This window comes from Algoriphagus aestuariicola (assembly GCF_017254835.1).
In the GTDB taxonomy this organism is placed as follows: domain Bacteria; phylum Bacteroidota; class Bacteroidia; order Cytophagales; family Cyclobacteriaceae; genus Algoriphagus; species Algoriphagus aestuariicola.
Genome location: NZ_JAFKCW010000001.1, coordinates 1192892 through 1214793 on the forward strand (window position 1 = coordinate 1192892; position 21902 = coordinate 1214793).

17 protein-coding genes and 1 pseudogene are annotated in these 21902 nt (G+C 45.9%); 11 read left to right on the forward strand and 7 right to left on the reverse strand.

Annotated features, from left to right (window positions below; translation table 11 throughout):
* Nucleotides 1-64: 64 nt before the first annotated feature.
* The 8 genes and pseudogenes from J0A67_RS05105 to J0A67_RS05140 all read left to right on the forward strand — a co-directional run bounded on the left by J0A67_RS05105 (nucleotide 65) and on the right by J0A67_RS05140 (nucleotide 10345).
* On the forward strand, nucleotides 65-1111 hold the full coding sequence (locus J0A67_RS05105; RefSeq protein ID WP_206568182.1) for an aldo/keto reductase: 1047 nt from the start codon (nucleotides 65-67) through the stop codon (nucleotides 1109-1111).
* Nucleotides 1108-2118, forward strand: coding sequence for a zinc-binding alcohol dehydrogenase family protein (locus J0A67_RS05110; protein WP_206568183.1), 1011 nt, complete (start codon nucleotides 1108-1110; stop codon nucleotides 2116-2118). The genes J0A67_RS05105 and J0A67_RS05110 overlap by 4 nt, the downstream gene beginning before the upstream one ends.
* Nucleotides 2119-2382: 264 nt before the next feature.
* The gene (locus tag J0A67_RS05115) at nucleotides 2383-4866 is read left to right on the forward strand and encodes a glycoside hydrolase family 95 protein (protein ID WP_206568184.1); all 2484 of its coding nucleotides are present in this window, start codon (nucleotides 2383-2385) and stop codon (nucleotides 4864-4866) included.
* 82 nt (nucleotides 4867-4948) lie between these two features.
* Complete coding sequence (locus tag J0A67_RS05120) at nucleotides 4949-5917, forward strand: ThuA domain-containing protein (protein ID WP_206568185.1); 969 nt, start codon at nucleotides 4949-4951, stop codon at nucleotides 5915-5917.
* An 84-nt stretch (nucleotides 5918-6001) separates the two neighbouring features.
* Nucleotides 6002-6814 (forward strand): sialate O-acetylesterase, encoded by an 813-nt coding sequence (locus tag J0A67_RS05125; protein ID WP_206568186.1) that lies wholly within the window; start codon nucleotides 6002-6004, stop codon nucleotides 6812-6814.
* Between the two features lie 57 nt (nucleotides 6815-6871).
* Nucleotides 6872-7756 (forward strand): annotated as a pseudogene (locus J0A67_RS05130) (alpha/beta hydrolase); the annotation flags it as partial.
* A 570-nt stretch (nucleotides 7757-8326) separates the two neighbouring features.
* Nucleotides 8327-9415: a helix-turn-helix domain-containing protein gene (locus J0A67_RS05135; protein ID WP_206568188.1), complete on the forward strand. Its 1089-nt coding sequence runs from the start codon at nucleotides 8327-8329 to the stop codon at nucleotides 9413-9415.
* Between the two features lie 567 nt (nucleotides 9416-9982).
* Nucleotides 9983-10345, forward strand: a complete 363-nt coding sequence (locus J0A67_RS05140) for a carboxypeptidase-like regulatory domain-containing protein (protein WP_206568189.1) — start codon at nucleotides 9983-9985, stop codon at nucleotides 10343-10345.
* Nucleotides 10346-10430: 85 nt separating this feature from the next.
* On the opposite strand, the gene istB is transcribed toward J0A67_RS05140, so the two are convergent.
* Entirely contained in the window at nucleotides 10431-11174 is a 744-nt protein-coding gene (gene istB / locus J0A67_RS05145; protein ID WP_206568190.1) for an IS21-like element helper ATPase IstB, read from the reverse strand.
* Nucleotides 11175-11185: 11 nt separating this feature from the next.
* Nucleotides 11186-12721 carry an IS21 family transposase gene (gene istA, locus J0A67_RS05150; protein WP_241265070.1) on the reverse strand — a complete coding sequence of 512 codons (1536 nt, stop codon included), beginning with the start codon at nucleotides 12719-12721 and terminating at the stop codon, nucleotides 11186-11188.
* 189 nt (nucleotides 12722-12910) lie between these two features.
* Here istA and J0A67_RS05155 point away from each other — a divergent pair, with 189 nt between their 5' ends.
* Nucleotides 12911-13240 carry a DUF4113 domain-containing protein gene (locus tag J0A67_RS05155; RefSeq protein ID WP_369075092.1) on the forward strand — a complete coding sequence of 110 codons (330 nt, stop codon included), beginning with the start codon at nucleotides 12911-12913 and terminating at the stop codon, nucleotides 13238-13240.
* A 6-nt stretch (nucleotides 13241-13246) separates the two neighbouring features.
* Here the strand turns inward: J0A67_RS05155 and J0A67_RS05160 are convergent, their stop codons facing one another.
* Nucleotides 13247-13864, reverse strand: a complete 618-nt coding sequence (locus J0A67_RS05160; protein WP_206568193.1) for an SOS response-associated peptidase — start codon at nucleotides 13862-13864, stop codon at nucleotides 13247-13249.
* A gap of 637 nt (nucleotides 13865-14501) precedes the next feature.
* Here J0A67_RS05160 and J0A67_RS05165 point away from each other — a divergent pair.
* Nucleotides 14502-14978, forward strand: coding sequence for a hypothetical protein (locus J0A67_RS05165; RefSeq protein WP_206568194.1), 477 nt, complete (start codon nucleotides 14502-14504; stop codon nucleotides 14976-14978).
* Between the two features lie 285 nt (nucleotides 14979-15263).
* Nucleotides 15264-15821, forward strand: coding sequence for a hypothetical protein (locus J0A67_RS05170; protein ID WP_206568195.1), 558 nt, complete (start codon nucleotides 15264-15266; stop codon nucleotides 15819-15821).
* 481 nt (nucleotides 15822-16302) lie between these two features.
* On the opposite strand, the gene J0A67_RS05175 is transcribed toward J0A67_RS05170, so the two are convergent.
* The 4 genes from J0A67_RS05175 to J0A67_RS05190 all read right to left on the reverse strand — a co-directional run bounded on the left by J0A67_RS05175 (nucleotide 16303) and on the right by J0A67_RS05190 (nucleotide 21893).
* Nucleotides 16303-16572: a hypothetical protein gene (locus J0A67_RS05175; RefSeq protein WP_206568196.1), complete on the reverse strand. Its 270-nt coding sequence runs from the start codon at nucleotides 16570-16572 to the stop codon at nucleotides 16303-16305.
* An 83-nt stretch (nucleotides 16573-16655) separates the two neighbouring features.
* Nucleotides 16656-18338 (reverse strand): FAD-dependent oxidoreductase, encoded by a 1683-nt coding sequence (locus J0A67_RS05180; RefSeq protein WP_206568197.1) that lies wholly within the window; start codon nucleotides 18336-18338, stop codon nucleotides 16656-16658.
* 103 nt (nucleotides 18339-18441) lie between these two features.
* On the reverse strand, nucleotides 18442-20103 hold the full coding sequence (locus tag J0A67_RS05185) for an FAD-dependent oxidoreductase (protein ID WP_206568198.1): 1662 nt from the start codon (nucleotides 20101-20103) through the stop codon (nucleotides 18442-18444).
* Between the two features lie 110 nt (nucleotides 20104-20213).
* Nucleotides 20214-21893, reverse strand: coding sequence for a RagB/SusD family nutrient uptake outer membrane protein (locus J0A67_RS05190; protein ID WP_206568199.1), 1680 nt, complete (start codon nucleotides 21891-21893; stop codon nucleotides 20214-20216).
* Between the last annotated feature and the right edge of the window lie 9 nt (nucleotides 21894-21902).

A 21902-nucleotide genomic window follows, 5' to 3' on the forward strand; every position in this document is an offset into this window, starting at 1 on the left:
GAATTGGGTTTTTTATTCCAAATAATATTAGGTCTAATACGTGATAAAGTCCAAGAGTAGTAGCATGATATTAGGAAAAACGGGGATACAGTTAGGTTCCATGGTTGTTGGGACTAGTTCATTGGGAAATCTCTATGAAGCTAGATCTTATGTTCACAAGCTGGAATTAGTTCGAACAGCGACTGAATGTTTTCCAAATGGGGCAGTTTTCGATTCGGCGGGGAAATATGGTGCTGGATTGGCTCTGGAGACCTTGGGACAGGCGCTTTTCGATTTGCAAGTCCCAAAAGACAAGGTACTTATCAGCAACAAACTGGGATGGAAACGAGCTCCTTTAACTGGTCCTGAACCCACTTTTGAGCGGGATGTTTGGAAAGATTTGACTCATGACGCAGTTCAGGATATCAGTTACCAGGGGATCCTAACTTGTTTCGAGGAGGGAAATGAGCTGTTGAAAGGCTATGAAAGCCAGTTGGTTTCCATACATGATCCCGACGAGTATTTGGAGGGTGCGGATTCGCCAATAGAATATGACAAGAGATTTGCAGATATTCTGGAGGGCTATGAGGCTTTGGAGGAGTTGAAAACTGCGGGGAAAGTAAAGGCAATCGGAGTTGGGTCCAAAGATTGGAAGGTAATCCAGAAGATTTATCAGCATTTCCCACTCGACTGGGTGATGATAGCCAATAGTATGACGATTTACGATCATCCTGCGGAGCTGTTTGAATTTATGAGGTTACTGGAAAAGGATGGCGTGGGGATAGTCAACTCGGCGGTTTTTCATTCAGGATTCTTGGTGGGGGGAGATTACTTTGATTATCAAAAAATGAATTCCGATGCCGCCGCCTTCAATGAAAGATTGCTCTGGAGAAAGAGGTTCTATGCCATCTGCGAAGCCTATGCGGTAGATCCTGCCCACGCCTGTATCCAATTTGCCCTTCAGCTTCCAGGGGTCAATTCCCTGGCTCTTAACTCCACGTCAATGCATAGAATAAGGACTAATGCGGAGTTTTGTCAAACTACCATAAGGGATTCATTTTGGAATGCTTGTAAGGAAAAAGGCTTGATCGCCGGGTATTTGTCAGAATATAACTTGAACCAAACAAAATGAAACTATTAAGCTGCACCTCTCCAGGTCATTTTGAATATCAAGAAGGGGAAAAGCCACAGGTCTCCGAAGGACGAGCCATTGTCAAAATCAAGAGAGTAGGTATCTGCGGTACAGACTTGCATGCATTTGAGGGAACCCAACCCTTTTTCTCTTATCCAAGAATTCTGGGCCATGAGCTTGCGGGTGAAGTCTTGGAAATCGGGGAAAGTGAAGCCATTCGCAAAGGAGATCAGGTGACTGTGATTCCATACTTCAGTTGTGGAGACTGCGTGGCTTGTAGAAATGGAAAGCCCAATTGCTGCCAAAAAATCAGTGTATTTGGAGTTCATGAGGATGGCGGGATGCGGGAGTTTGTATCCTTGCCTGTTGCCTCCTTGGTGAAAAAAGAAGGTTTAAGCTTGGATCAACTTGCCTTGGCGGAACCATTTGCCATCGGGGCTCATGGGGTGCGCCGGGCAGGTGTGAAGCCGGGTCAATTTGTGTTGGTAGTCGGAGCTGGACCAATCGGGCTTGGTGTAATGGAATTTGCGAGGATCGCCGGAGCTACTGTGATCGCGATGGATATCTCTGAGAAGCGACTGGAGTTTTGCCGTGATGTTTGGAACATCCCACATGCAGTGAAAGCTGGAGCAAACGCTCAGAAAGAGATTCAAGAAATCACCAATGGGGACTATTGCGATGCAGTAATTGATGCTACGGGTAGCTTGGCAGCAATCAACCAGGGATTTCAATATATAGCCCACGGAGGATCTTATGTGTTGGTCGGCCTGCAAAAAGGAGAAATTGCTTTCACCCACCCCGAGTTTCATAAGAGGGAAGCGACGCTGATGAGTAGCAGAAATGCCACTAGGGAAGACTTCGATCAGGTGTTGGAAGCTATGGCAACTGGAAAATTGTCAGTGGAAAAGTATATCACTCATAAAGTGAAATTTGATCGGGTGAAGGATGATTTTCAGTCCTGGCTGGTTCCGGAAACCGGCGTGATCAAGGCTTTGGTGGAAATGTAGGGGAGGCGGTTTTCAGTGGTCAGTGGTCAGTTTTCAGTCGGGAGACAGGAGACGAGAGACGAGAGACAGGAGACAGGAGCAGCCTAAAATTCTGGGCGTCATCGGGATTATTTAAAAGCAAAATAAGATATGTTAAACTTAAGAATTGAGGCCACTTCGGTCTTCGGTCATCGGTCTTCCAACCTGAAAAGCAAAGAATCTAAGGTGACTGGCATCATTGCGGATAATCATAAAATAGAATTGAAAAATAGTAAAACACCCAAAATGCTTAATAGTAAAAATTGTTTAAAAAGCTTATTTGTAGTCCTCTTTGTGGCTTTTTCTCTAAATGTAAAAGCCCAGGAAAGCTCTCCTCTCACCCTGTGGTACAAACAGCCAGCAGCTGATGTATGGACAGATGCTTTACCGATCGGAAATGGCAGATTGGGAGCAATGATTTTTGGAAATGTGGAAAATGAGTTGATTCAGCTCAACGAGCATACCGTTTGGTCCGGTGGGCCAAATAGAAATGATAACCCAGATGCTTTGGCATCCTTGCCGGAAGTCAGACGATTGATTTTCGAAGGGAAGCAAAAAGAAGCGGAACAGTTGGCCGCCAAAACCATCCAAAGCAAGAAGTCCCATGGGCAAAAGTTTCAACCAGTTGGAGATCTGAAAATCGCATTTGAAGGGCATGGTACTTTTACAGATTATCGTCGGGAACTGGATATTTCGCAGGCAATTTCCAAAGTGAGTTATGTAGTCGACGGCGTGACCTATACCCGTGAAGCTATTGCTTCCTTCGCTGATAATGTCATTGCAATTCACCTGACAGCCAGCAAACCTGGTAAAATCTCCTTCATCGCTTCCATGGCTACTCCTCAGCCTAATGCTACAATTGCCCTCAATGCAGAAAAGGAATTGACTATCTCTGGTACTACGACTGATCATGAAGGCGTGAAAGGTCAAGTGAAATTCAAAAGTATTGCGAAAGTCAAAAACCAAGGTGGCGAGATCAGCTCATCAGAGAATTCAATAGAAGTAAAGAATGCTAACGAAGCTACGATCTATATTTCCATAGCCACCAATTTCAACAACTACCTTGATCTCACAGGTGATGAAAATGCAAGAGCCCAAGCTTTTATGGCAAAAGGTTCAACCAAATCTTTTGCTGACTTATTGAAGACAAATCGGGTAGATTATCAAAAATATTTCGACCGAGTGAGTTTGAATTTAGGAGAAACAGAAGCCTCCAAACTCCCAACAGATGAGCGCCTTAAAGGCTTTCGAGAAGGGGATGACCCCCAGTTGGTAACGCTCTATTACCAGTATGGACGATACTTGTTAATCTCATCTTCCCAGCCGGGAGGACAGCCGGCAAACCTACAAGGGATTTGGAATCAGCAGATGTCTCCGCCTTGGGATAGTAAATACACCATCAATATCAATGCTCAGATGAACTATTGGCCGGCTGAGAAAACCAACTTGGCTGAGCTTCATGAGCCTTTTCTGAAAATGGTGTCTGAAATGGCAGAGGCAGGGGAGGAAACAGCTAGGGTGATGTATGGAGCAAGAGGTTGGATGGCACATCATAACACAGATATCTGGAGAATTACCGGCCCAGTGGATGCGATTTTCTGGGGAATTTGGAGTGGAGGAGGAGCTTGGACTAGCCAGCATCTTTGGGATCATTTCCAATACAATGGAGATATGGATTATCTAAAATCTATCTATCCGATTTTGAAAGGCGCTGCGATGTTCTATGTTGATTTTTTGGTAGAGCATCCTGAGAATAAGTGGTTGGTAGTCAATCCAGGAACATCTCCTGAAAACGCTCCTGCTGCTCACGATGGTTCCTCCTTAGATGCAGGAACTACCATGGACAACCAATTGGTTTTTGATGCATTTAGTGCAGTGATTCAGGCATCTGAGATGCTGGATAAAGATCAAACTTTTGCGGATTCTCTTCGTGCGATGCGGGATAGACTTCCGCCAATGCAGATCGGAAGGCATGGGCAACTGCAGGAATGGCTGGATGATATTGATGATCCTAATGATCATCACCGTCATATTTCACATTTGTATGGCTTATTCCCATCCAACCAGATTTCCCCGTTGAGAACTCCAGAATTGTATTCTGCTTCCAAAAACACTTTGATTCAGCGTGGAGATGTATCCACTGGTTGGAGTATGGGTTGGAAAGTGAACTGGTGGGCAAGAATGCTCGATGGAAACCACGCTTATAAACTGATTCAAAACCAACTTTCTCCTGTAGGTTCCAACCGAGGAGGTGGTGGTTCTTATAACAACCTTTTTGACGCACATCCACCATTCCAGATTGATGGAAACTTTGGTTGTACTTCCGGGATTACCGAGATGCTTGTGCAAAGTGCTAATGGGGAGATCCATCTTTTACCGGCCTTGCCGGATGTTTGGAAAGAGGGAAGCATCACCGGAATACGTGCCAAAGGTGGCTTTGAAGTAGTGGAGCTGAAATGGAAAGACGGTAAGATTGAAAAAGCAGTAATTAAATCTACCATTGGAGGAAATCTGAGATTGAGAGTACCAAACACCTTGGATCTAGAAAAGGGTAAAGGACTGAAGGTAGCGAGTGGAGAAAATCCTAACCCATTCTATCAAGTGCCAGTCACTGCAGATCCAATCGTGTCGCCAGAGGCTGAGATTATTCCCGCGGATCTAAGTGATATGAAGTTGTTTGATATCAAAACGACTAAAGGAGAAGTAATTACATTGGTTGCAGGGAAATGATTTTGGCTGCAGATAGCATTTTATCTTGTAAAAGTTATTAATAGAATTGGGAAGGCAGTAGTATAGATATTATTGATCAAAAATGAATTTTAAGAAAAGATCTTATTCATCAAGACTTGGTTTGAGGCGGGTAGCTGTGCTGATCGCTTTTGGTTTGTGTCTTTTTATGAGCGAGAATCTTTCTGCCCAAACACAGCCAATTTACAGGGCTTTAATTGTGGATGGATTTAGTAACCACGATTGGAAGCAGACCACTGAAGTGATCAGATGGATTTTGGAGGGAAGTGGAAAGTTTAAAATTGATGTAAGCACGGTGCCTATTGACAGTGTTGAAAGGCAGAAATGGAATCCGGATTTTGATCCTTATGCTGTAGTCATTCAAAACACCAATAATATCCATGATTTGAAGTTAATGTGGCCTGAAGCTGCCCGGAAGAGTCTGGACGATTACGTGAGGCAAGGTGGCGGTCTGTACATTCTTCACTCAGCCAATAACGCATTTCCGGATTGGAAGGAATATGATGACATGATCGGGTTGGGTTGGCGCTCAGCTTATTCAGGTATAGCTCTAGAGGTGAGTGCTGAACGGCAATTGATCAAGCATCCCAAAGGTGAAGGAAAGGGAACGAGTCATGGTGATAGGTTTGATGCACTGATTCAAATTCTGAATCCTCACCCAATCAATGAAGGATATCCAACAACATGGAAGACAGTGAATACGGAAGTTTACAGCTATCCCCGTGGTGCCGCTGAGAATTTGACAGTGCTTTCCTATGCATTTGACAGTACAGACACCAAAAAAATGTGGCCAGTAGAGTGGGTGGTAAAGTATGGGAAGGGAAATGTTTATAATTCCAGTATGGGACATCTTTGGAGAGGAGAGACATACCCTCCAGCTTATAGATGTGCAGGATTTCAGACTACTGTGATCCGGGCGGCAGAGTGGTTGGCTAGTGGAAAGGTGACTTATCCTGTACCGGATGATTTTCCTACCCCTGAAAAATCCAGTTTGCGTCCAATGGAAGCAATGGGTTTGAATGAAAATGAATAAGGTCTTTTTAAGAATTATAAGATGATAAACCCTACAAATTCAGATAATACAAATTGTTGCAGAAGGCTCAAGTTTAAACTGTTAATGTTGAGTTTGTTGACTTGTATTTATTCAGCGAACAGCTTTGCCCAAGATCCCAATTTTTACATTTTCCTCAGTTTTGGCCAGTCCAATATGGAGGGGCATTCCAAACCTGAACCTCAGGACACGGTAGCAAATGAGCGGTTTAAAGTATTTCAGGCGGTGGATTGCCCGGATTTAAACCGGAAAAGAGGTAATTGGTATACAGCTGTTCCACCTCTTAGTAGATGTAATACCGGTATTACACCAGGAGATTATTTCGGAAAAACTTTGGCTGAAAGCCTACCTGATAGCATCAAAATCGGCATTATCAATGTGTCTGTAGGTGGTTGCAAAATCGAGCTTTTTCAAAAAGATAGTTACGAATCCTATGTGGAAACTGCTCCGGGATGGATGAAAGGAATGATCGCTCAGTACGATGGAAATCCATACGGGAATTTGGTGGAGCTCGCTAAGCTTGCCCAAAAAGACGGAGTAATCAAAGGGATATTACTTCACCAAGGTGAATCAAATACAGGAGACCAATCCTGGCCAAAGAAAGTGGAAGGAGTTTATGATAATCTATTAAGCGATTTAGGATTAGCTCCCGATTCCGTCCCGTTATTAGCTGGTGAATTGGTAAGCGCGGAGCAAGGAGGCAAGTGTGCCAGTATGAACCCGATCATTGCGACCCTTCCTGATGTGATCCCAAATTCATATGTGATTTCATCAGCAGATTGCGAGGCGATAGCCGATGGCTTGCATTTCTCCGCTGCAGGCTATCGATTACTTGGTTCACGCTACGGTGAGCAAATGGCTCAGTTACTAATGAAATAGTAAGCTTAAAGTCTCGTGCCCAATCAATTTATTTCAACCCAAAACAACCTATAACCTATGAACCGCTCAAAAAACCTATTACTCCTATTGTTCCTCTTTGTGGGGCAGCTTCAAGCACAGCAACTAGAAAAAGAAGCCCCAGCTGGTTTTGACCAAGCGAAAGATGGAATTTCCCATGGGAAAATTGATTCCATCAGCTATTCATCAAAGACAGTTGGCGCAACTCGGAAAGCTTTGGTTTATACACCTCCTGGCTATTCAAAAAGCAAGAAGTATCCAGTGCTTTACCTTCTGCATGGCATCGGAGGAGATGAAAAAGAATGGCTGAAAGGCGGTCATCCTGAGATCATTTTGGATAACCTCTATGCTCAAGGAAAGCTAGTGCCCATGATTGTGGTGATGCCAAATGGCAGAGCGATGAAAGATGATAGCGCAAGCGGAAATATCATGGCTCCTGATAAAGTGGCTGCTTTTGCCACCTTCGAACAGGATTTGTTGAATGACCTGATTCCCTATGTGGAAGAAAACTTCCCCGTGCTTACCGATAGAGAAAACCGTGCAATTGCGGGACTTTCCATGGGTGGAGGCCAATCTCTGAATTTTGGCTTGGGCAACTTGGATAAGTTTGCTTGGGTGGGAGGTTTTTCCTCAGCTCCAAATACCAAAGCACCTCAGGAGTTAATACCTGATCCTGCAAAAGCCAAGGAAATGTTAAAAGTACTTTGGATTTCCTGCGGAGATGCAGATGGATTGCTAAGATTCAGTTCTCGAACTCATGAGTATTTAGCAGAAAATGATGTGCCGCATATTTACTATTTGGAGAGTGGTGGACATGATTTCAAGGTTTGGAAAAATGGCTTGTACATGTTTTCCCAGTTGCTTTTCAAGCCTGTGGACGAATCCAAGTTTGGTTTATACAGTCCGCTAGATATCAATGCAGCCAAGTAAACTATAATCACCACGATTCCGTCCAATGGCGAGATACGCAATCAAATCATGAACTGAAGTTGGGAGATTACGTTCGGCAGAAACGTTCCATTTTGAGGATGGGTATAATCGTTTGGAAAGACAGCCCTTCGCCTACTCCATCGACCGGGATGCGAAGGTAGATGTATCTTTAGTCTGATTTGTTTCTTTGGATTGCTTCAAAAAGAAGAGCAAACCGAAGCTTTTTCCAGTATGAAGCGCTGGAAATACCGGTAATTGTGAAAATTTTTTGGGTTTAACCATAAAAAAGCCTGTACAACGTGAACGGTCTTGCAGTTCTTTTTGTCGAATTTTAATCTGTTTAGGCTATATCCGAATTGGGATGAATCGTTGGAACCCTGATTCGGCCTGAGTGTTTGGTTTCTGTCAAAAAAGCTTGGATAATATGCTTGGCTTTTTGCACGCAAACGGCAGACATTTAATTCCAAGGCTGGGTTAACACAATGCAAAAGTAACATTCTGGTAATTTTTGGATTCTAATTTTGTTGCAACTGGTCATTTGCCGGTCCTAACGGGATTTTGTTCATGGGGATTGTTCTTGCTGTCGTCACCCTTCAGGCGCTCACTACCGCTTTGTTGATATATTTCAACAAGCGATATAAGGGAGAAGATCTCTTTCTGAGCTTGCTATTTGGGGTGATTTTTATCCATCTGTCTTACAAAGGAGCCATCCTGTTGGTATTTGATAGTGAAGAGATTTTTGATCGCCTGCATGGCTCATTTTCATTGCTTTATGGGCCAATGCTGTTTTTTTACATTCAGTCGGTTTTAGGAAGAACTTTGACCTCCAGGGCATTTTTGTTGCATACCGCCCCATTTCTGATGGGATTGGGAGTCAATGTGTTGCTGACGATTTCTTTATTGATCGATGTCAATCTGGATTTATTTATGGATATGTACCATTATTTTATCCTGTATTCTCTGATGTTTTCTTCTTTTGGATATGGACTGTATCCGTTTTTTGCTTTTTCGGGAGAAAAGAAGGATCAGGTACTCAAATTGAAATCACTGATTGCCAAGTTTATCGGGGCGGCCTACCTGTTTCTTTTTGGCCTGATTATTTTCGGCTTTTTGATCGAAATTTTCCAACTGCCGATCAATCTCGGATCCAGATATACCTTTTATGGATTGATGCTGGTTTTGTTTTTTGCCGTCATCAATGTGAGGATGAGACTCCTGTCGATCAATCAGCAAGAGTCAGCTGGAAATACACTGAGTTTGGAGATTCACGAAAGGGAAAAGTATAAGACTTCCAGGTTGGAGACCGAGGAGATGAGATCGATCCTGGAGGCACTTGCCCTGTATTTCGCAAAGAAAAAGCCTTATTTAAATCCGGATTTTTCGCTGGATGATCTGGCTCAGGAATTGGAAGTGCCCCGCGTAAATATCACACAGGCTTTGAATCTGGAACTGGGGCAGAATTTTTACCAATATCTCAATACGGCGAGGGTGGAGGAGTCCAAAAAGCTGCTCCAACAAGTCGGTGAGGATAATCTCACGGTAGTGGGCTACGAGAGCGGATTCAAATCCAAATCGACTTTTTATAAGTATTTCAAGGACGCTACGGGCTGTAGTCCCAGCGACTATCGCAAAAACTGGGAGCTTTCCCACTAAAGTCCCGGCAGGATAGTTTTTCATTTTTTCTTTTTTCTGACTTTCTCTCCCGCATCCCGAAAAGCCATTCGGCTTTGTCGCTGGTATAGCCAAGATGATTTTTGCAGATTTCGGAGTGTTTTGTTTAGATCGCTTTTCTTGGAAAGCCCTTTTAAAAATCGATTTTGACTGCTTCTCTGTTATTCGAATCCTTGGGATGGTTTTTTAAAAAATGAAGATCCAGCTCATCGTCCTATCATTTAATTCAATGGATTTATTCTTTGGATCCTTCCGAATTGAATTTTAATTCAGGCCTGGAAAGAGAAAGAATGAAGCCCGATTTTTTTGATTTTCATTCAAGTCCAATTCCCTTCGCGTTTTGGGTTTTTTCCTTTTTCAACGATAGAAAACTCGACAAAAAGTACGGGATTATCGGCGGTTCATTTTTTGATAATTATTTGTTAATACGCTTTAATGTACTGTAAATCAGTGCAATGTATTTCATTCCGGCCTAAGAAGGTACGGATAAATTTATACGGACGACTGGAATAGGGGCCGGTAACTAGGTTTGTCGAAAATTTATTCGAAATGAAAAAACGGCTACATCTAATGTTAGTATTGATGCTCGGGTTTGTGACAGCATATGCACAAAACACCGCATCGATCACGGGAAAAGTATCGGACGCGACGGGATTTCTTCCCGGGGTGAATGTGTGGATTGATGAGTTGGGCAGAGGTGCCGCGACTGATTTGTACGGGAAATTTGAACTCTCTAATCTACCTCTTGGCAAAGCGACACTCCGCTTTAGCTATCTGGGTTACGAGACCATCTCTCAAGAGGTAAGCCTCGCAGCAGGCAGCAATTCTCTGGGGACAATTACACTTCAGGAGACTGCTGAAAACATGGAAGAATATGTGGTGCAAGGCACCATGATTGCATATGCCGATTAAATTGACCCCCTGTCGCCGCTGGAAATTGACCCCCTAGAGTTGTCTGGATTTTTGGGTCAGAAAAGTGGAATTCTGGAAGGCGAAGTTAGAGGTTGGCTTGGTTTATTTTTCGCTTTTTTCGTAGGGAGTCACCCTGTAGTTCCAGACGGTGTGCGTCATGGACAATCCTGTCGAGAATGGCATCTGCCAGCGTCTGATCTCCGATGACTTCATACCATGCGTTAACAGGAAGCTGTGAGGTGATGATGGTGGATTTTTTGCCGTGTCGGTCTTCGATGATTTCCATCAGCAGCATTCTGCCCTGTACGTCTAAAGGCTGGATTCCAAAGTCATCCAGAATAAGTACATCCTGCTTTTCGAGCTTGATCATTTCTTTGATCGAGGAGCCTTCTGCCTTTGCCATTTTCAGTTGGGTGAGCAATCGGTTGGTATTGGCGTAGAGGACTTTGTGTCCTTGGGCGCAGGCCTGATTTCCCAGTGCACAGGCGAGGTAACTTTTCCCGGTGCCCGTACTTCCCGTGAGCAGGATGTTTTCTCCCTTTTTGATGTAGCCGCCGTCTGCCAGACGAAGCAGCTGGTTTTTGTCCAGCATTCTATCAGGATGGAAGTCAAGTCCTTCCACAGTTGCTTTGTAGCGGAATCTGGCGTTTCTCAGGCTTCGCTCCATACTCCGGTTTTGGCGTTCGTCCCATTCGTTTTCCACCAGCAGGTGGATGAGCTCGTCGGCCGTGAGGCCGGCCATCGACTGGGTGTGGGTAGCATGTTTGAAGCTGCGGAGCATGCCGTAGAGCTTCATTTTTCTCATTTTCTCAAGCGTCTGTTCGATCATGTGTTTTGGTTTTAACTGTAATATTCCTTGCCCCGGATGTTATGGTGACGGGGTGTCAGTACGGTATCGTCCAGCTGCTCTTCAGATGGACTGAGTGTGTCAAGGTTCTTGGACAGAATATCCTCGATGATGGGATAAGTGTAGATTCCGTATTCAGAAGCCCGTTTGCAGGCTAATATCAGCCGTGAGTTCCCCACTTTCTTGGCCAGATGGAGGATCCCTGCACAGGACTTGTAGCCCTGTTCGGCATGGGGCTTGGTCTCCATCAGCGCAGCCAGGTAGTCACCGACTTCCCTGCTGATCTTGCTTCCTTCTCCCACAAAATAGTCATAGCTCCAACTGGACACATACCGCTGGCTTGCGGCCAGGTGATCGGCTGAAGTAGTGTACTTGTGTTTGCGGCGGTCTCTTTTGTGCTGGGCAATACGGTGGTATCGGTAAAAGATCTCCACCCGGTCGTCGTTGTAGAGCACTTTGACTTTCTTGCCGATGAACTGATGGGGAACGCTGTAGTAATGCTTGTCCACGGCCAGACAGATGTGTGTATTTTTCATTACCGTGGAGATCTTGACCTCCATCAGCTGGTAAGGCAGGGCGGGAAGGGGCTGCAGACTTTCCCGTTCGAGCTGTTCAAACTGTTCCCGACGGCTTTCTTCTCCCCTGAGAGTCCGGTCATTGTAGGATGCAAGAAGTGGCCTGATGGCCTCATTGAGTCCTTCCAGTGAAAAGAATACCTTGTTCTGAAGGTGAATATAGATCCGCTGGTAAACCAGTTTGACAGCTCCTTCCACCAGGGATTTTTCCCTGGGCTGGCGTGGCCGGGTGGGGAGAATGCTGGTGCCGTAATGCTCTGCAAAGGATTCAAAAGTCTCGTTGATTACCGGGGAATATTTGCTTCCCTTCTGTACCGCTGGCTTGAGATTGTCCGGTACAACAGCTCTTGGGACACCTCCATAGTACTCAAGCATTCTGCGGCAGCTTCCTGTAAAATCCTCCTGCTTTTGGGTCAGGGTTGCTTCCATGTAGGTGTATTGGCTGCAGCCCAGCACTCCCAAAAATACCTGTACGGGAATATGCTCGCCGGTCTCCGGATCGGTGATGTAAAGGGGCTTTCCGGCATAGTCAATGAATACTTTGTCGCCCGCTTTGTGCTCAAAATGCATGGTCAGACTCCTACGGTTCAGGTATTCGCTCAGGTAGGCTTTGAACTGGCTGCAGCGGTAACCCTGAGGGTGTTTGGCGATGTAATCTTCCCAGAGACGCTGCTGGGTCATGCCTTTGCGACGGAGTTCTTTGGAGATCGTAGGCAATAGCGCAGATAGGATTTCCTGTCGCTTATTCTGCTGTTGGGGGGCCGGAGGACCGAGAAACAGCTCAGAAAGCCCTTCATCGGACAACTGTTCTGCGTCCTGATAAGTAAGTCCAGTCTCTTTGAAACGCCTTAGATAGCCTTTGACTGTATTACGGGCTACCCCGGTAAGCTGGCTCAACTGTTTGGAGCCTCGGCCTTCAAAGTGGCCTCTCAAAATCTGTCGTATCTTATTCATGGTTAGGGGTCGGTTAGCCATCGGTTCAGGGTAGTTAATCCTGATCCAACAGCCTTCGAAAGCCCACTATTCCAATCCCAAAAAATATCCCCCCAAGGGGGTCAGTTTGCTCCGGCGGACGGGGGTCAATTTGCTCCGGCCGGAAGGGGTCAATTTACTTCGGCTAGCGGGGGTCAGTTTGACCGGTTTTTGCATTTTCCCACCAACTCTGGCATGGAACTGTCCAAGTTTGCCGTGGAAGCGCTGAAGCGGATTTTCCGTCCTGGATTCCACTATAAGAAAGCCGGTGTGATCGTGGAGAAGTTTACAGCGGAGAAAGAGCCACAACTGGATCTCTTCAAAAACCGGGATTCCCGGCAGATTCCCCTGATGAAAACGGTAGACCGATTGAATCTGCTCTATGGAAAAAAAGTCCGGCTGGCTTCCCAGGATCCGGGTAAGGTCTGGAAGATGAAGCAGGAGCGTCTGTCGCCTCGCTATTCCACCAATTTGGACGAGGTGATTCAGATTATTCTTTGAAAAAACCTACTCTGCTTTTTCAGCTTCCAGTTCAGGAGGCGTTGCTACGTCGATCTCACCCGCGAGCCACAGATCTCGCTCAGCCCGAGAGACGATCATCGGCATACGTAGCTTGGTATTATGGATTTCCCGCATGATTCCTTCTGCTTCACGGGTAACGATGGTGAAGGTCGGAATCAGTTCGCCCGTCTCCGGGTTTGCCCATTCGCTGTACAGTCCCGCGAATGTGAACCAGGGCTCTCCTTTTTCCCGGATGCGGTATTTCTGTTTCACTTTGCCCTTGGGGTCAAGCCACTGCCATTCCACAAAGCTCTCTGCGGGAATCAGGCAGCGATTGCCGGTGTAGGATCGGAAGCTGGGCTTTTCCTCCAAAGTCTCCAGGCGGGCATTTAGCGTATTTTTCTGGAAGGATTTGTCCTTGGCCCAGTGAGGCATAAGACCCCACTCCATCTGGATAATGGGATGTTCCGGATCGTTGGACAGGACATCCAGCTTGGGATGGGAGAAGCCAACCACATAGTGCTGCCCCTCGAAGGCGTCCATTTGCTTCACCCAAGGGGAATAAAGCTCATCTGTCGAAAGTTCAGCCAGCCATTGGCCATCGGAAAAGAAGTAGAAGCACATCTGCTTGGGGGCTTGTTGTGAAAGTTATCTTTTGGGAAAAGGTCAAAGAGGTTCGAGAGCACCTATCCATACTCCACTTGGATAAGTGCTTATTGCTAAAATCGCCCTAATCCGGAAGCTATGCAATTGGATTTTACAATAACTGACACCTGGATTTGGGATTTTTCCGAAAATACCCACTATAGGGTATTTTTTATTCAGATCTACTTTCGGAAATTTAAGTAACAATCTGACTTCCAATCCTTTTAGAGAACCTGATTTAGAAATTGTCGCTGTATTCCTTTTGTTTTAATCATTTTGATTTGTCGTGTTTAGTACAACAGGCAATTGTTTAGCTCAAAAGTGGAAAAAGCTATCACATTGTGTAGAATTGAGCGAAAGCAAGCGATATCCGACAACAAGTGCTTACAAATACTTAAAATCGGCAAAAGGCGATTGGAACAATTTCAGGCAGATTATATCGAACAAAGCATTGCATACATTGGAGAAATACACGCAACTATTGCGTATATATATTGTGCGTCATGCTTGACGACTTCACAATTTAAAAGTGACTTGCAAAATTTATCAAGAATGAAATACGGAGTAAGCCGAAAAATCCGACAAAGAGTAGGCATAAATTTTAGACTTAAATAAAATGAAAAAAGTAACAAAAATTTCTTGGCGTATCCAAACAGGTAATCAGTGGTGGAGTGGCACTGACACAGAAATTAAAATGGAAATCTATCGGGACGGAACTCTGCTGCAACGATTGAGATTAGAACCGGGTAGAACATCTAGATTAAACCGCAATGAAAATGCAACTTACTTTTGGGTATTCCAAAATAACTCAAACATTGGTGTAAGTTATTCTGGATTTACTCCTCCTTATTATGAAGAATTTCCCAATGGAATCTCTGGTCATCTTAAAGTAAAATTTATTGCAGTAGGTGATGATGCTTGGGAAAAGGTTTGGATATTTAGTGCTGTATTAAGCGGTGAAATGCGTCATGTGCCAGGAACTATTGACTCACTTTATTGGGAAGAATATAGGGATGAATTTGACTTTACTCGAGACATTGTTCTAAGTACTGATAGGAGCGAAGGCTTTACTTCTCTAACCTTAAATTACTAATCAAATGCTATAAATCCCAGTATTGATTTTGATGTCAGAACTGGCACGAACGCACAACACGTGGTTGACAAAAGTGGCGGTTCAGTGCTCCGCAGAAACATTTGTAATTCTATTGGGCATTTGTGCAAGTGTTGGGCTGACGTTTTTCAAATGCCCCACCATCGCCGATACGTGAACCGTTGTGCGTTATTCCGTCCAAAGAATACTAAGTTCCAATAAAGACTTTATGGAATACTTCTTATAGGTTATTGCAAATCTTTAATTTAATATTTAAACTTATAAAAAATGAAAGTGATTTCAACAAAAAGGGTCGTTCATTTAGCGCCTTTCTCAGTCATACTTTTCCTAGTCACATTCTGCAACGGCTGCAAAAATAAAATTGACTTCCCTCAGAGTGACGCAACTCCTCCAACGTATAAATGGGTTGTACAAGTTCAAAATAATAACAATGATCAATTCGAGTTTACCACGACAGGTCAACAGTTATCTTTAAATAAAAATTACAATTATAGAGTATTTTTTATAGCCTATGATTATAACGGAGGAGTAAAATCAGTTTCGCTTAAAGGAGAAGGACTTACCGCTTGTCCAAGAAGCAATGTCGCAAACATAGGATCAGTTTCTTATAATGACAATGCTGTTCTGTGGCCGGATGTAGACGGCCAAGTTCAAACTAGTGCTTTTCGGCTGGCTACTTTTGATATAAGTTGCCGTTACTTGCAAGGGTCTATTTTCCCTCAAGCTTTTACCGGACCTGGGGGTAAGGTCGTTCTAATGGGTAATGCTGAAAATTATCATGGTGGCCAAACGACGTCTATATTATCAATAATAAATATTCCGTGACTCAATTATGTTATTAAAGAAATTATTATGTGATTTTACATAGAACGAAAAATAGTCACAACGCAACAGGCGTTTGGCTCAATGGCGGGCGAAGTGGTTAATTGAACATTCTACCTCACATCAACTTTTGTGGTTAAATGAAAGTTTTGTACTCCGAATTCCGCTACTTAGCCAAGCGACAAACCGTTGGCCAGGAGGTAGTTGTCTGCCCGGACCTGCCAAATTTCCGCAAGCTTTTTCAACTGTTCTTCGAAGCTGTAATGCTTAGTCTTCTTGGTAAACTGTGAGTTACTGAATCTTTGGGCTTTCCTTCGGCCAGGCTATCCACTCCCAATCTTTCTTGATGTGAAAAGATTTCCGCTTCTATCCCTAAGCCTTTTTCCCCGCGCAAACCACTCTTCGACTTCCGCTCCGCTCGCACTATTTTTCAAATGACTGCTCGCTTTGCTTCCGTCTTGGATAGGTTTACTACTCCCCGCGATCACAGACTCACTTCATTTTCCTTTACCCATTCCCGACAGGTCTGGAAATGGGACGGTCGTTCAGATCGACAGTGATCCAATCCTACTATCTCCACCTCCAGCACTTTTCCTTTCCCTCCTAGCCTAGGTTCTTTCAAAGAGCTTTCGGCTCCCCAAGGCCACATGTTCAATTCGCTAAGATTTCTTTGAGCCAAAAAGGCGGCTTCCAAGAAATCCGCCCTTGGAATAAGTGGCTTTTCCTTTTTTGGGGGATGAATACTTTCCGACATTGGCTTTGGGCTTTGCATGGAAAAATGAAAACCCAATCTCCCGACTTATCGGGGATTGGGTTTTTGAACGAAACAGGATGGAGTTATTTGATCTGGTTTTCCATGGTCAAGACTTGGCCATCTGTCAGTAGCTGGCCTTTCAGCGTTTCGTAGGAAAGATCCTGCACAGGGATTCCTTTGTCCAAAGCCATCACCGCGGCGGTAGCGCCAGATTGCCCCAAGATCATAAATACGGGCTCCATCCGGATAGAACCGAACGCGATATGACTGGCTGACACCGCCACGGGAACGACCAGATTGGTGATTTCTTCCTTTTTCGGAATGATCGATCCGAAGGCAATTTCATAGGGTCCGGGCAGCCCGACGCCGATGTCACCTTCGTTTTGGACATGTCCATTTTCGTCGACATACCGTTGGATATTGTGGGAGTCGATGGTATAGGAACCCATGCCCACAGATTCCGGTGTGGGTCTTCTCCGGAGCAGTTCATTCTCTGTCATTACATAGTTGCCGACCATCCGTCGGGCTTCCCTGACATAGATCTGGTGTGGCCAGTTGCCGTTGTCTATGAATTCATCCTTGGCCAAGCCCCAGTTTTTGAACTCCTCCTGGGTCTTTTTTGGTACCCTCGGGTCGTTTGCCACGAAATACAAAAGGCCTTTTTGGTAATCCTCGTGCTCCTTGATGATTTCCTTTCTTCTTTCATAGCTCGCTTCGGGGTACTCGTAGTTCATCCCAATGTTGTCAGAGCTGAATGGCCCGTGGTTGTTGGTGTCGGTTTTCCTGTTCGGAATCATGTCAAATTTGTCGAACCATTCATCCCAACCCGCATCAAAGATTCGCACGAGTAGCTCGTATTGGGTAGAGTCGTAGTTGTCTGGTCTGGGGAAAGGGACGCGGTTGTCAGGATGGTTGGACATACAGGTACGAAAGCAATATGCCTGGATTTTACGGTCTCCTTCACCTTTTACCCCCGGGTCTTCTCCGCTGATTCTAGGCAAAAGTCCAGAGGATGGGTCACCGGGAATGACGTAGGGGTCGATCTGCTTGTCAAGTACCTGGAAATGGTGGCGGTGGTGAAATACACCTGTTTGGATGCCATTCCACTCTTCGTTGTACACGCTGGTGGCTTCCCTTCCCACATGGTAGCTGACTCCCGCAGCGGCCATCAAGTCCCCTTCATATGTAGCGTCAATGAACATTCTGCCCTTGAATTCCTTTCCGCCCAAGGTTCGGATAGCGGTGATTTTTCCGTCCTCGATGGTCACACCGCTTTCCCTGTCCAGCCACTCGTCCCGGTAGAGTTCGATTCCCAGTTCTTTGACCCATTCGTCAAACACTTCCTCTGCTATGTGTGGCTCGAAGATCCACATGGTGCGGAATGCCCCATCTATCGCCGGTGTCCCTTGGCCTTTGTTGCCAAAGTCCGCTTGATCTTCCCATTTCCAGGCTCCTTCCGCTTGGTATTTGTCGTAGACACGTTGGTAAAATTCCCTTGCGAGGCCGCCGATGACTTCTTTTTTGCCGGTGTCAGTCCATCCCAAGCCTCCTGCGGTCAATCCTCCCAAATGGACGTCGGGGGAAATGAGCACGACCGATTTTCCCATTTTTTTTGCCTGGATCGCGGCAGTGACCGCTCCGGATGTGCCACCGTAGACGACTACATCTATGCTATTGTCCTCTTCAGCGGCGGGTTTGCAGGAGCTGGAGAGATAGCCTATGGCCAAAGCCAATAGGCACAGTCTTATATGATTGCTGATTTTCATGAGCTGTTCGATTTTTGAAAGTAAAAATGGAAAGACGAAAGCACCCTCGCCGAAACCAGATGGGTTCGATGTGCATACTGGGGTGCTTTCGATAATTTTGTATCTATTCCAATCGTTGTTTGTTGGCTGTCAATTCTGACTTTAACCTTTCATAGGGTAAATCCTGCACAGAAACTCCCGCGTCAATAGCCAAAGAAGCCGCAATCGCAGAGGATTGACCCAATACCATGAAAACGGGCTCCATACGGATCGAGCCAAAGGCGATGTGGCTTGCGCTTAGGCATACCGGTACAAATAGATTCGTTGCTTCAGTCTTTTTAGGGATGATTGCGCGATAGCTGATCGGGTAGGGGCCATCGACATGTGCTTCTACATTTCCTTCGTTTTGGACATAGCCGTTATGATCGACATATCTCTGTATGTTGTGGGAGTCCATACCATAGGCCGCCAGACCGACGGCATCGTCGATGACTTCTATCCTTTCGCAGTGCTGTTGGGTCATCACCAGATCACTGACCATACGCCTTGCTTCACGGATGTAAAGCTGGTTTTGCCAGCCGTCGCCGCGCTCAAACTCGTCCTTGGAAGTTCCCCATTGGGAATAGACGTTTCGGACTTTCTCTGGAATCCGCGGATGGTTGGCAAGTGTCCACATCAAGCCCTGCTGGTAGGTACGGTGTGCCTCGACTATCTTTTCACGTTCCTCATAGCTGGCTTCCGGGTAGTCATGGTTTTGCCCCACAAAATCGGTCGAAAAACCCTGTCGGTTGTTTGTGTCCGTTTTTCGGTTCGGCATAGTTGAATTGATCCAGGGTAACACTGTTTCTCCGGCTTCAAAATTCCGGAAGAGCAGCTCGTAGTTTATCTCTTGGTATCCTTCCGGTTTTTGAAAAGGTATTCTGTTGTCAGGGTGATCGGTCAGGCACATACGAAATCCGTAGGCCTGGACTTTTTTGTCACCGGAACCGTCTATGCCCGGGCCGCCTTCGATGATGTAGGGGAGCAGGCCGCTTTCCGGGTTTCCCTTTTCTACGTAAGGGTCTACACCGGGTACAAAGTTGTGGTTTTTGGCGTTTCTAGAGGCTTTCCCTTTTAGGGTCACACTCCAATAGTTCGCTTGGACTCCGTTGAGTGATTCTTTGTACTGGGCATTGCTTTCTCTTCCCACGGTGTAGCTGACTCCGGCGGTCGCCATGAGGTCGCCTTCGTAAGTGGCATCCATGAACATCTTGCCTTTGAAGGTCTTTCCGCTCTCCATTGTAATGGATTGGATGGCTCCATTGGATTTTTTGACACCGGCTTCCGATCTCAGCAATCGCTCTCCATAGACGATGTCAATTTTCTCACCTTCGAGCATTTTGTGGTATACCTTCAGGGCGGCGGAGGGCTCAAAGGTCCACATGGCATCCTCTCCGGCTTGGGTTCGGGTCTGTCCACCATCCATATATTCGGACTTTTGCTGCCATTTCCAGTTTTCAGGCTGGTTGTAGTAGGCTTTGATTTCTTGATAGAACTCACGGGAAATGCCTCCTATGGCCTGCTTTTTGCCGATATCCGTTTGTCCGAGACCTCCAGTGGTTAGGCCGCCAAGCCTATGGGTAGGCTCGATCAGTACGACGGATTTATTCATTCGGGATGCTTGAATCGCCGCCGCAACTCCCGCTGAGGTGCCTCCATAGATCACGATGTCATAGGACTGGCCATGGCTGTGATGGGATAGAATGCCGGATATTAAAACACATAAAGTGACTAGTATTTTTTTCATTGTATCAGTGGTGAAATAGACGAAATAAAAATTGACAATTCTCCGCTTGCGAGGAACTCCTTAATATCATAGTAGGAGCTCCTTGCGCAAGGGAATGTCTATGTAGGAAATCAATAGCCAGGGTTTTGGGTTAGGGCCTTGTTAGTCTCGAGTTCGATCCGGGGGATTGGCCAGAGGTAGTCCCTGCTTGGGTTGAAAGCCCTGGTTTCGATGACTACCATTTCGGAGGCGTTGCTGATATGGTCATAGCTAGGCGTGCCCATAGGGTCAATGATAGGTGGCTCGTTTAGCCATCCTCCAGCGCCGTAGCGGTTAACCCTTCCCCTCACCGGGCCGGGGATCACATCTTCGGCGATTTTCCATCGCCGGATGTCAAAGTATCGGAACCCTTCCATGCCCAGTTCACTTCTTCGCTCTTTTCGGATGAGATTTCTGAGCTCATCTTGGGTTTTGCCTTCTGCTATCGGTGGCATATTCACGGATTCCCTGGTTCTGATGGAGTTAATTGCTTCATACACAGAAGCATCGATTTCGTTCATCTCTACCTTTGCCTCCGCATAGTTCAGCAAGACTTCCCCGAGCCTGAAAATCGTCAACGATTGTTCTGAAGCGCCGACATTGGTTGGATAGTCAGCCACATCCACATGTTTGCGAAAGAGGTAGCCGGTGAACGAGGCATAGGCATGTTGCGCCTCGATGTTGGGTACTCTTACTTTTTCATCTCCTCTAAACTCCCATGTAAGAGTACTGTCTCGATGGGTCTCAAAGATCCAGTTTACCAATCGGCTACCCGGAACTACCAGGGTATAGTTCATCCTCGGGTCTCTATTTTCGAAAGGATGTTGGGTATCATAGAGAGGGGACTTGTCAATTGGCAACCCGTCAATGCAGTCAAATGTGTCCACGAAGTCCTGTGGTGGCTTTTTGTTGGAGTGTCCCAGCGACATCCTGGACAGAAAATCCCTCGGAGTGTTGTGGGTGGTGACACCCCGGAGGTAGTTGATTCTCATGATCACCTCAGGGGATTGGTTTCCAGAAAAAGTGAACATTCCAGAGTAATTCGGGTCGATTTGGTAAGCACCGGAGTCCATGAGTTCCTTGGCGGCGTCAGCAGCCTCTTGCCACCTTTCATTCCAAAGTGCTACTCTTGAGATCAATGCCAGCACGGTGCCTTTGGTGACTTTTCCTTTGTCGTTCGCGTTCATCGGAAGATATTCCTTTACCTCATTCAATTCAGCAAGTACAAAGTCTATGACTTCGCTTTTTGGCGTACGGGGCGTCTGGGCTTCATCTAGACTGAGGGTCGTGATCACCAGCGGGACATCTCCGTACAGTTCTGCCAGATAGGCATAGAAATAGGCTCTAAGAAACCTCGCTTCGCCCACCAGCCGGTTGTATTTCTCGGGATCCATCTTTGCCTTTAGTTCCTCCGAGCCAGACGTGATGAAGTTTACCCGGTTGATCGCCCGGTAAAAGGCCGACCAGAATCCGTTGGTGTAGCCGTTGTCTGCGTTTTGTTCTCCTCTGCCCAAGGCCTGAAGCGCGCTGCCATTTCGATCCCAGCCATCATCTGAGGCAAAGTCAAACGATAGAAACCAGACCGCTCCCTGTGTGGAATACCAAAGACGGTTGTAAACCCCCGTGACGGCCATTTCGAGTTCTGTCTCGTTGGCAAAGAAGGTCTCGCTGGAGGGAGAGTCGAGCGGCAGTCGATCCAAATATTCATCGTTGCAAGCTTGGGTAAACAGCAACAATGAAACGGCACATATATATTTTATCAGCTTTTTCATCGGTTGGTT